The sequence below is a fragment of the Teichococcus deserti genome (genome assembly GCF_001982615.1).
GTDB classification, from domain to species: Bacteria; Pseudomonadota; Alphaproteobacteria; order Acetobacterales; family Acetobacteraceae; genus Pseudoroseomonas; species Pseudoroseomonas deserti.
In genome coordinates, this window is sequence record NZ_MLCO01000053.1 from 1 (window position 1) to 11212 (window position 11212).

General features: G+C 72.3%; 8 protein-coding genes. All 8 read left to right on the top strand.

Annotated elements, in window-relative coordinates:
- Positions 1–177: 177 nt before the first annotated feature.
- Positions 178–1254 (top strand): glycosyltransferase family 4 protein, encoded by a 1077-nt coding sequence (locus tag BKE38_RS06900; RefSeq protein WP_076956628.1) that lies wholly within the window; start codon positions 178–180, stop codon positions 1252–1254.
- The gene (locus tag BKE38_RS06905; protein ID WP_076956623.1) at positions 1251–2360 is read left to right on the top strand and encodes a CgeB family protein; all 1110 of its coding nucleotides are present in this window, start codon (positions 1251–1253) and stop codon (positions 2358–2360) included. Before BKE38_RS06900 ends, BKE38_RS06905 begins: the two co-directional genes overlap by 4 nt.
- The gene (locus BKE38_RS06910; protein ID WP_076956624.1) at positions 2357–3454 is read left to right on the top strand and encodes a CgeB family protein; all 1098 of its coding nucleotides are present in this window, start codon (positions 2357–2359) and stop codon (positions 3452–3454) included. Before BKE38_RS06905 ends, BKE38_RS06910 begins: the two co-directional genes overlap by 4 nt.
- A complete protein-coding gene (locus BKE38_RS06915) occupies positions 3451–4563 on the top strand; it encodes a CgeB family protein (protein WP_076956625.1) in 1113 nt (370 codons plus the stop codon). Before BKE38_RS06910 ends, BKE38_RS06915 begins: the two co-directional genes overlap by 4 nt.
- Positions 4564–4668: 105 nt before the next feature.
- The gene (locus BKE38_RS06920) at positions 4669–5472 is read left to right on the top strand and encodes an OBAP family protein (protein WP_242662247.1); all 804 of its coding nucleotides are present in this window, start codon (positions 4669–4671) and stop codon (positions 5470–5472) included.
- 96 nt (positions 5473–5568) lie between these two features.
- Entirely contained in the window at positions 5569–6588 is a 1020-nt protein-coding gene (locus tag BKE38_RS06925; RefSeq protein WP_076956626.1) for a chemotaxis protein CheB, read from the top strand.
- Entirely contained in the window at positions 6588–10631 is a 4044-nt protein-coding gene (locus BKE38_RS06930) for a CheR family methyltransferase (RefSeq protein WP_207553515.1), read from the top strand. Before BKE38_RS06925 ends, BKE38_RS06930 begins: the two co-directional genes overlap by 1 nt.
- Positions 10597–10962, top strand: coding sequence for a response regulator (locus BKE38_RS06935; RefSeq protein ID WP_207553516.1), 366 nt, complete (start codon positions 10597–10599; stop codon positions 10960–10962). Before BKE38_RS06930 ends, BKE38_RS06935 begins: the two co-directional genes overlap by 35 nt.
- Positions 10963–11212: the final 250 nt, after the last annotated feature.

Here is an 11212-nt window from a genome sequence, read left to right on the forward strand (position 1 = left end):
GCCCGGCGACCAGCGCTACTCGGTTGCCGCCCGGGGCGCCGCGCGGCAGCAGCTGGGCCTCGCCGCGCCGCTCTCCTGGCGCGAAGGCCTGGCGCGGCTCGCCGCCTGGCTGCAGCAGGCGGAGGCGCCGCGGCGCAGGGCGCCCGCGCTGCCGTGACGGCGCCGCGCCAGCTCTTCATGACCGCGGACGCTGTCGGCGGCGTCTGGACCTATGCGCTCGATCTGGCGCGCGGCCTGGCAGCGGAAGGCGTGCGCGTCAGCCTGGCGGTCACCGGCCCGGCGCCCGGCGCTGCGCAGCGTGCTGAGGCCGCGGCCGTGCCGGGGCTGCGGCTGCTGGCGACCGGCCTGCCGCTGGACTGGGCGGCGGCGACGCCGGAGGCGGTGCTGCAGGCCGGCGCCGCGCTGGCGTCGCTGGCCGAGGCGGGGGGCGCCGAGCTGGTGCATCTGAACAGCCCCGCCTATGCCGCCGGCGGCGCCTTCCGCCAGCCGCTGGTGATCGCCTGCCATTCCTGCGTCGCCAGCTGGTGGGCCGCGCAGCACGCGGCGCCGCTGCCGCCCGAGCTGCGCTGGCGCCGCGACCAGGTCGCCGCCGGCTATCGCCTGGCGACGCGGCTGGTGGCGCCGAGCGCGGCCTTCGCCGCGGTGACGGCCCGGCTCTACGGCCTGGCGCGACCGCCCGCGGTGGTGATGAACGGCCGCAGCCCGCTGCAGCCCGCGGCGACCTCGATGGCGCTGCCGGAGACCTTCGTCTTCGCCGCCGGGCGGCTGTGGGACAGCGCCAAGAATTTCGCGGCGCTCGACGCCGCCGCGGCGCGGTTGGAATGGCCGGTGCTGGCGGCAGGCCCGACCGGCGGGCCTGAGGGCGGCGCCATCGACCTGCCGTCGCTGCACCTGCTCGGCCAGCTCGATTCCGCCGGCATGGCGGACTGCCATGCGCGCGCCGCCCTTTTCGTGTCCACCGCGCGCTACGAGCCCTTCGGCCTGGCCGTGTTGGAGGCAGCGCAGGCCGGCACGCCGCTGCTGCTGGCCGAGCTGCCGGGCTTCCGCGAGATCTGGGGCGAGGCCGCCTGCTACCTGCCCGGTGCGCGGCCGACCAGCCTGGCCGTCGCCATCGACCGGCTGATGCGCGACCCGGCGCGGCGGGCGGAGCTCGGCGCCGCCGCCGCGGCGCGGGCGGCGCGCTACACGGTGCAGGCCATGCAGCAGGGCATGGCCGCGCTCTATCGCGAGGCGATGCAGGAGACGCTGGTTTGAAGATCGCCTATTTCACGCATTCCCTGCGCTCCTGCTGGAATCACGGCAATGCGCATTTCCTGCGCGGCGTGCTGCGCGAGCTGATCGCCGCCGGCCACGCGGTGTGCGCGCTGGAGCCGGAGCGCAGCTGGAGCCTCGACAATCTGCTGGCCGATCACGGCGCCCCCGGGCTCGCGCCCTTCGCCGCCGCCTATCCCGAGCTGCAGCCGCAGACCTATCCGGCGGATGCCGAGATGGCCGGGCTGGTCGAGGATGTCGACGTCGTCATCGTGCATGAATGGAACGACCCGGCGCTGGTGGCAGCACTCGGCGCGCTGCGGCGCGGCGGCGGGCGCTTCCGCCTGCTGTTCCACGACACGCATCACCGCGCCGTCAGCGACCCGCAGGCGATCCGCGCCTTCGACCTCTCGGCCTATGACGGCGTGCTGGCCTTCGGCGCCGCGCTGACCGAGGTCTATCGCCGCTGGGGCTGGGGCGACCGCGTCTGGACCTGGCACGAGGCCGCCGATCTGCGGCTGTTCCATCCGCCCGCCACGCCGCAGCCGCGCGAGGGGCTGGTCTGGATCGGCAACTGGGGCGATGGCGAGCGCAGCGCCGAGATCGAGGAATTCCTGCTGCAGCCGGCCGCGGCGCTGGGCCTGCCGCTCGACATCCATGGCGTGCGCTACCCGCCCGAGGCGCTGGCGGCGCTCAGGGCGCATGGCGCGCGCTATCGCGGCTGGCTGGCCAATGCGGCGGCGCCGGCGGTCTTCGCGCGCCACCTGGCGACGGTGCATGTGCCGCGCCGCTTCTACCGCCGGCTGCTGCCCGGCATCCCGACCATCCGCGTCTTCGAGGCGCTGGCCTGCGGCATCCCGCTGGTCTCGGCGCCCTGGGACGACACCGAGGGCCTGTTCACCCCGGGCGAGGACTTCCTCGTCGCCGGGGACGGGGCGGCGATGCAGCGGCAGCTGGCGCGACTGATGCTCGATGCCGACCTGCGCGGCGACCTGGCCGCGCAGGGCCTGCAGACCATCCGCGCGCGGCACAGCTGCGCGCACCGCGCGCAGGAGCTGCTGGCCATCCTGGCACGGCTCGGCCTCGGCAGCCTGGAGCATGCGCCATGAAGATCTTCTTCTACGGGTCGAGCCTGCTGTCCTCCTACTGGAACGGCGCCGCGACCTATTACCGCGGGCTGCTGCGCGAGCTTGCAGCACTCGGCCACGAGATCACCTTCTATGAGCCCGACGCCTTCGACCGGCAGCAGCATCGCGACATGGAGCCGCCCGACTGGGCCCGCGTCGTCGTCTATGACGCGACCGAGGACGCGCTGCGCCGCGTCGTGGCGGAAGCGGCGCAGGCCGACGTCGTGGTCAAGGCCAGCGGCGTCGGCGTCTTCGACGACGCGCTGATCACCGGCCTGGTCGCCGCCGCCCGCCCCGACGCCATCCGCATCTTCTGGGATGTCGACGCGCCGGCGACCCTGGCCGAGATCCAGCCGCAGCCAGGGCATCCGCTGCGCCGCGCCCTGCCGGCGCTGGACTACGTGCTGACCTATGGCGGCGGGCCGCCGGTTGTCGCGGCCTATGAGGCGCTCGGCGCGCGGCGCTGCCAGCCGGTCTACAACGCGCTCGATCCGACCACGCATCATCCGGTGCCGCCCGATCCGCGCTTCGCCGCCGATCTCGGCTTCCTCGGCAACCGCCTGCCGGACCGCGAGGCGCGGGTCGAGGAATTCTTCCTGCGCGCCGCGGCGGCCCGGCCGCTGCAGCGCTTCCTGCTGGGCGGCAGCGGCTGGGAGCAGAAGTCGCGCCCGGCCAATGTCGCGCTGCTCGGCCATGTCTATACCCGCGACCACAACGCCTTCAACGTGACGCCGCGCGCGGTGCTGAACATCGCCCGCGACAGCATGGCGGCCACCGGCTATTCCCCCGCCACCCGCGTCTTCGAGGCCTGCGGCGCCGGCGCCTGCCTGATCACCGATGCCTGGACCGGGCTCGGGCAGTTCCTGGAGGAGGGGCAGGAGGTGCTGGTGGCGCGCGACGGCCGCGATGTCGCCGAGCATCTGGCCGCGCTGACGCCGGAGCGTGCCCGCGCCATCGGCGAGGCGGCCCGACAGCGCGTGCTGCGCGACCACACCTATGCGCTGCGCGCGGTCGAGGTCGACCGCCTGCTGCGCGCGCACCGCGCCATGGCGCCCGCCCTGGACGCCGCCCGGTGAGCCGGCCGCTCGACATCGTCGTGCTGGGGCTCAGCCTGTCCTCCTCCTGGGGGAACGGCCATGCCACCACCTACCGCGCCCTGCTGCGCGCCTTTGCCGCCCGCGGCCACCGCATCCTGTTCCTCGAGCGCGACATGCCCTGGTATCGCGGCGACCGCCGCGACCTGGCCGAGCCCGATTTCTGCGAGCTCGCCTTCTATGACGGGCTGGGGGAGCTGGCGCGCTGGCGCGACCGCATCGCCGCGGCGGATGCGGTGATCATCGGCTCCTACGTGCCGCAGGGCATCGGCCTGGCCGGGCTGCTGCGCGACTGGACGCCGGGCGTGCTCGCCTTCTACGACATCGACACGCCGGTGACGCTGGCGCGGCTGCAGCGCGGCGACTGCGACTATCTGTCGCCGGCGCTGATCCCGGACTACGACCTCTACCTCTCCTTCACCGGCGGGCCGACGCTGCGCCTGCTGGAGGAGAGCTACGGCGCGCCCTGCGCCCGGCCGCTCTACTGCTCGGTCGATGCCGAGGCCTATGCGCCGGTGGCAACGCCCACCCGCTGGGACCTCAGCTATCTCGGCACCTACAGCGACGACCGCCAGCCCGGGCTGGAGCGGCTGCTGCTGCAGGCCGCCCGGCAGGCGCCGGGGCTGCGCTTCGCGGTGGCCGGCGCGCAATATCCGGACGGCATCGACTGGCCGGCCAATGTCGAGCGGCTGGAGCATGTGCCGCCGGCCGCGCATCCCGAATTCTATTCCGCCAGCCGCTACACGCTGAACATCACCCGCGCCGACATGATCGCCGCCGGCTTCAGCCCCAGCGTGCGGCTGTTCGAGGCGGCCGCCTGCGGCACGCCGCTGCTCTCCGACCTCTGGGACGGCATCGAGACGATCCTGTCGCCGCCGGAGGAGATCCGGCTGGTGCGCGACACCGCCGCGGTGCTCGCGGTGCTGGCGCAGCCCGAGGCCGCGCGCCAGGCCCAGGCCGGGGCGGCGCGCCGCCGGGTGCTGGCCAGCCACACCGCGCGGCACCGCGCCGCCGAGCTCGAGGCGGCGCTGCGCGAGCGCCGCGCCGATGGCGGCCGGCTGCAGCGGGCGGAGGGCCTGCTCGGCCGCTGATGCCGGGGGGCGAAGTGCTGCGGCCCGGCAGCGTCGTGCATCATGGCGCCGCAGCCCTCGCCCGCCCTGCCGCGATCTGCGCCGCCCATCACAGGAGACAGGCGCATGAACCGACTGCTCGGCCGCCGCGGCATCGCCAGGCTGACCGCCACCGCCGCCACCACGACCGCCATGCTGGCCTGCGGCTGTGGCCGCGCCGCGGCGCAGCCGCATGGCGCGCCGTCGGGCGCCACGCCGGATGCCGGCCACCCGGGCGCGCCGCGCTCGACGCAGAGCCGCATGCTCGATGCCGGCGCGGCGCTGCTGCAGACCAAGGCGCCACTGAACGCCATGGACCTCTATCTGAACGGCTTCCACTTCTATGCCGACGACATGGGCCGGCCGGTGGAGGCGCATCACTACTGCACCCACCTGACCGAGGATCTGCATCAATGCACCATCTTCGACTCCAATGACGCCGGGGCGCGGCTGATCGGCATCGAGTACATCGTCTCGGAGAAGCTCTTCCTGCAGCTGCCGGAGGAGGAGAAGCCGCTCTGGCACAGCCACCATCACGAGACCACCTCGGGCCAGCTGGTGATGCCCGGCATTCCCGAGGCCGTGGAGACGCTGGCGATGCGGCGTCTGGCCTCGACCTATGGCAAGACCTGGCACACCTGGCAGGTCGATCGCGGCGATACCCTGCCGCTCGGCATCCCGCAGCTGATGATGGGCTTCACCGGCGACGGCCAGCTCGACCCGGCGCGGGTGGCGGCGCGCGACCGGCGGCTCGGCGTCTCCAGCGCGGCGAGCCGGGCGGCGCGGCGCGACATCCCGGTGCCGACCCCGGCACCCGGCGCCAATGCCTGGCAAACCGGCGAGACGCCGCAGCTGGCGCTGGCAAAGGTGCCGCTGCGCAACCGGCGCTGATCCGGCACGCCGCCGCGATCCTCCCTGGACCATCCCGCGGAGGGTGACGTATTCCAACCCGAGGCCTGCCTGGCCGGCCAGCAAGGAAGCACCACCATGGCGACGCCTGCGATCAAGGACATTGTCGTCATCGGCGGCTCGGCGGGCAGCACCTCGGTGCTGCAGCAGCTCCTGGCCGATCTGCCGGGCGACCTGCCCGCCAGCCTGCTGATCGCCACCCATCTGCCGGCGCAGTCGCCCGGTTACCTGGCCAGGATGCTGGACCAGAACGCCAGGCTGAAGGTCGTCCAGGCGGTCGACACCCAGCTGCCCGAGCCCGGCCATGTTTACGTCGCGCCGCCCGACCGCCACCTGCTGCTGGTGGACGGCGTGCTGCGGCTCGGCACCGGCCCGCGCGAGAACATGGTGCGTCCGGCGATCGACGCGCTGTTCCGCTCCGCGGCGGCCAGCGCCGGGTCGCGCGTCATCGGCGTGGTGCTGAGCGGCATGCTGAACGACGGCGCCGCCGGCCTCGCGTCGATCAAGGCCTGCGGCGGCACCGCCGTGGTGCAGCACCCGCTCGACGCCGCGGAAGAGCAGATGCCGCTGGCCGCGCTGGAAGCCGCCGAGGTCGACCATGTGGCGCCGGCGGCGCAGCTTGGCGCGCTGCTGGCCGGATTGATCGGCAGTGCGGCCGGCGCCTCGCCCGCGCCGTCCGCCGCGCTGCGGCTGGAGGTCGACATCGCCCTCGGCCAGCGCCTGGGCAGTGACCGGCTGCGGCAGATTGCGACGCCGAGCGCGCTTTCCTGCCCTGCCTGCCAGGGGGTATTGTCCGAGGTGGAGGGCAGCCGGCCGCTGCGCTTCCGCTGCCAGATCGGCCATGCCTACACCGCCGAGGCGCTGCTGGCCGATATCGACGCGGTCGACGAGGCGCTGCGCGTTGCCATGCGCGTGATGGAGGAACGGGTGACCCTGGTGGAGCGGATGGCCGACGAGGCGCGGCAGAGCGGACGCAAAGCCGTGGCCGAGCTCTACGCGGCGCGGGCCGAAGAGTATCGGCATTACGCCAGCACGCTCCGTCGCGCCGCCGCCAGCGCGCTGCACCTCGGCCAGGGACGGCGAGGAGAGGCATCGTGATGCCGCCCGCGCTGCCCGGCGACGCCGCCGCCGGCCCGGCGGCAGCGCCAGGCGAGCCGGTCGGCCAGAGCACGGCCGAGATGGCGCCCATGATGATGGAAGAGGCCGTTCCCATCGTCGGCATCGGCGTCGGCACGGCCTCGCTCCGCTCGCTCGAGACCGTGTTCGCCGGGCTGAAGTCGGAGCTGGGCGCGGCCTTCCTGGTGGCCATCAGCCACCAGGGCGGGCTGGAGGTCGCCAGCGTCGTTCGCGCATTGGAGCGGCAGTCGCCGATGCCCGTGCAGATCGGCCGGAACGACCTGCGGGTCGAGCGCGATCATGTCTATGTCTGCGGACCCGACGACATGATGACGCTGCAGAGCGGCCATCTCCGTATCCGTCCGGCCTCGGAGCCGGTCGGGCATCGCGGCACCATCGACACGATGCTGGTCTCCATCGCCGAGCAGGCGCATGACCGGGCTGTCGCGGTGCTGCTGCGCGGCCTGGGCAGCGCCGGCACCGCGGGCGTGACGGCGACCAAGAAGTCCGGTGGACTGTCGATCGGCGAGGCCGACCCCGGCGAAGACCCGCAATCGGACGGCGCCGAGGGGCCGCTCGGCGTCGTCGACCTGCGGCTGCCCGCCGAGCGGATCGCGACCCATATCGCGATCTACCTGACCAACCCCGCCAATGCCGGGCTGGAGGATGGCGAGCCGGTCGCCGGCGAGGCAATGGAGGCGCAGGTCACGCGCATCACGACCATCCTGCGCAACGTCACCAGCCACGACTTCCACAGCTACAAGCGCGGCACCTTCCTGCGCCGCGTGCACCGCCGCATGCAGGTGCTGCAGATCGACAGCATCAACGGCTATGTCGCGCGGCTGCGCGGCGACCGGGAAGAGGTCCAGGCGCTGTTCCAGGACCTGCTGATCGGCGTCACCCAGTTCTTCCGCGACGCCCAGGAATTCGAGGTGCTGGAGCGCGAGATCCCGCGCCTGTTCCAGGGCAAGACGCCGGACGACCAGTTCCGCGTCTGGGTGCTGGGCTGCGCCACCGGCGAGGAGGCCTATTCCATCGCCATCCTGCTGCGCGAGCACATGGCGACGCTGGCGCAGCCGCCGCAGGTGCAGATCTTCGCCACCGACCTCGACGCCCGGGCGCTGGGCCTGGCGCGGGCCGGGCGCTACGCCGCCTCGATCGCCGACCATATCCGCCCCGACCGGCTGGCGCGCTGGTTCGTGCGCGAGGGCGACACCTATGCCGTGGTCAAGGAGCTGCGCGAGATGTGCATCTTCTCGCCGCACAATCTGATCAAGGATGCGCCCTTCTCGCGCATCGACATCCTCTCCTGCCGCAATCTGCTGATCTACCTGAATGCCGACATCCAGGCGCGGGTGATCCCGATCTTCCATTTCTCGCTGCGGGCCGGCGGCGTGCTGTTCCTCGGCTCCTCCGAGAGCGTGACGCGCCACCAGAAGCTGTTCACGCCGGTCGACCGACGCAACCGTGTCTTCCGCCGGCTCGACACGGCGACGCGCACGGTGCCGGACTTCCCGCTGAGCCCGCGTATCCGCGCGCCCGAGCCGGCTGACAGCCGCAACCCCGACGGCGCGGCCGGCTCCCGGCTGTCCGGCTCGGTCAGCCGCCAGGCCGAGGCCATCGCCGAGCGATATGCTCCCGCCTATGTCGTGGTCGACCGGCAATACGACATCCTGCATTTCTCGGGCCGCACCGGGCGTTTCCTGGAACCCGCGGCGGGGGCCGCCACGCTCAACCTCTTCTCCCTGGTGCATCGCGACCTGCGCATCGAGCTGCGCGCGGCGCTGCACCGCGCGGTCAGCGAGGCGGCGCGGGTCGAGCTGCCGCGGCTGGTGCTGCGGCACGAGGAGAAGCCGGCCGGCGTCAATGTCATCGTCCAGCCGGTCGGCGAGGGCGACGTCACCGCGCTGGTCATCCTGTTCCAGGATATCGGTCTGCTGCCGGAAGGCCCGTTGCGCGGCGACCGGCTGGACCATGACGAGCATGTGCAGCGGCTGGAGAACGAGCTGCGGGTCACCCGCGACCGGCTGCAGGCGACCATCGAGGAGCTGGAGACCACCAACGAGGAGCTGAAATCCTCCAACGAGGAATACCAGTCGATCAACGAGGAGCTGCAATCCGCCAACGAGGAGATGGAAACCTCGAAGGAGGAGCTGCAGTCGGTCAACGAGGAGCTGCAGACCGTCAACGGGGAGCTGGCGCATCGCGTCGCCGAGCTCGGCCGCAGCAACTCCGACCTGAAGAACCTGCTGGAGGCGACCCAGATCGCCACGGTCTTCCTCGACAACGACCTGCGGGTGCGCAGCTTCACGCCGACGGCGACCGAGATCTTCCACCTGCTGGAGACCGATGTCGGCCGTCCCCTCGGCCATGTCGTCTCGCGCGTCGCCTATGCCGAGCTGCAGGAGGATGTGCGCCGCGTGCTGAAGACGCTGGCGCCGATCGAGCGCATGGTGGTCGATCCCGCGCATGACCGGCATTACGCGGCCAAGGTTCTGCCGTATCGCAGCGTCGACAACTACATCAGCGGCGCCGTCGTCACCTTCACCGACCTGACCGCCGTGCACAAGGCGGAGACGGCGCTGCGCGAGAGCGAGCAGCGGCTGCAGGCGCTGCTCGCCGCCAGCTCCGAGGTGATCTTCCGCATGAGCGCGGACTGGACCGAGATGCTCGACATGTGGGGCGGCGGCTTCCTGGCCGAGCTGCAGGATTCGCGGCAATGGCTGGCCGAGCTCATCCCCGCTGAAGAGCATCCGCGGCTGGCCACCGAGCTGCAGGCGGCGGTGGCGGAACGGCGCGCCTTCGAGCTCGAGCACAGCGTGTTCCGCGTCGATGGTCGGCCGGGATGGGCGGTCTGGCGCGCCGTGCCGATCACCGGCCCTGATGGCGACATCATCGAATGGTTCGGCGCCGCCAGCGACATCACCGCGCGGCGCGAGGCGGAGGAGGCGATGCGCAGCAGCGAGCAGCGGCTGCATTCGCTGGTGGAGGGACTGCCCCAGCTCGTCTGGCGCGCGCGCGAGCCGGGCCGGTGGAGCTGGGCCAGCCGACAATGGACCGACTTCACCGGCCAGTCCGACCCGGACAGCCTCAGCTGGGGCTGGCTGGAGGCCGTGCATCCGGACGATCGCCATCTGGCGCGGGATGCCTGGGCCCGCGCGCCCGAGCAGGGCGGATTCGTCAGCGAGTTCCGGCTGCGCCACGGCCGCGAAGGCGCCTATCGCTGGTTCCAGATCCGTGCAACGCCGGTGCGCGACGACCAGGGCGCCATTCTGGAATGGATCGGCAGCTGCACCGACATCGACGGCCTGCGCGGGTTGCAGGAGCGCCAGACGGTGCTGGTGGCCGAGCTGCAGCACCGCACCCGCAACCTGATGGCGGTGGTGCGCAAGATGGCGCAGAAGACCGCGCGATCCAGCAGCGACCTCGACGATTTTCGCGAGCGCTTCCGCGGCCGGCTCGATTCGCTGGCGCGGGTGCAGGGGCTGCTGTCGCGTCTCAACGAGCATGACCGCGTCACCTTCGACGAGCTGGTGCAGACCGAGCTCGCCGCGCATGGTGCCGAGCCGGGCGAGAACCATCGCGTCACCGTTGGCGGTCCGCTGGGCGTCAGGCTGCGCTCCACCACGGTGCAGACCCTGGCCATGGCGCTGCACGAGCTCGCCACCAATGCGGTGAAATACGGCGCGCTGAGCCAGGCGACGGCGCAGCTTGCCATCCGGTGGCGGATCGAGATGGAAGCTGGGGCCGGCGCCGCGATGCAGCCCTGGCTGCATGTCGACTGGCACGAGAGCGGGGTGCAGATGCCGGCCGAACCTTCGGCCGTGCAGGGCAGCGGCCAGGGGCGCGAGCTGATCGAACGGGCCCTGCCCTATCAACTCGATGCCAGAACAACCTATGTTGTTGGCGAGGACGGCATCCGCTGTACCATTGCGATGCCAGTCTCGGCGAGCAACATGGTCCATGAGAACGATGATGGCCTCGACGGCCTTGAGCAACCGCCGAATCCTGATCGTCGAGGATGAGTTCCTGCTGGCCGAGGAGCTGGCGGAAGGCCTGATGCAGGCCGGCGCGACGATCCTCGGCCCGGTGCCGACCATCGCCGGCGCCTTCAACCTGATCGCGCGCCAGGGCGCCCCGAGCGGCGCCGTGCTGGACGTCAATCTCAGCGGCGTCGCCGTCTATCCGCTGGCCGACGCGCTGATCGAGCTCGGCATTCCGCTGGTCTTCACCACCGGCTACGATCCCGGCGCCCTGCCGCGGCGCTTCGCTACGGTGCCGCGCTGCGACAAGCCCTTCAACCTGCCCGTGGTCGTCACCACGATGGCGGCCGCCCTGGACAACACCGCCGGGTGAGGCAGGATCGCACAGCCGCGCCATGGCCGGCTGCGTCAGGTTTCACGCCACGCGAAGAGTTTCTGCCGAAGTCCCGATGACCTCCGCACGGCGCCGCAAGTCGGCTCCCGGCAGGCGCTTCGCCGCGCTGCTCTCCGCTGTCCTCGACTGCAGGAGATGTGATGGCGGCCGGCGGCGCCGGCCGCGGTCAGGGCGCGCCGGAAGCCAGGCGTTGCGCCTGGTTGCGCAGCGCCTCGACCACACGATGACC

Bases quoted from the DNA above. Each gene is read 5' to 3' on its own strand.
- BKE38_RS06900 (WP_076956628.1), top strand. From the start codon at position 178: ATGACCGCGGACGCTGTCGGCGGCGTCTGGACCTATGCGCTCGATCTG.
- BKE38_RS06910 (WP_076956624.1), top strand. From the start codon at position 2,357: ATGAAGATCTTCTTCTACGGGTCGAGCCTGCTGTCCTCCTACTGGAAC.
- BKE38_RS06920 (WP_242662247.1), top strand. From the start codon at position 4,669: ATGAACCGACTGCTCGGCCGCCGCGGCATCGCCAGGCTGACCGCCACC.
- BKE38_RS06925 (WP_076956626.1), top strand. From the start codon at position 5,569: ATGGCGACGCCTGCGATCAAGGACATTGTCGTCATCGGCGGCTCGGCG.
- BKE38_RS06930 (WP_207553515.1), top strand. From the start codon at position 6,588: ATGCCGCCCGCGCTGCCCGGCGACGCCGCCGCCGGCCCGGCGGCAGCG.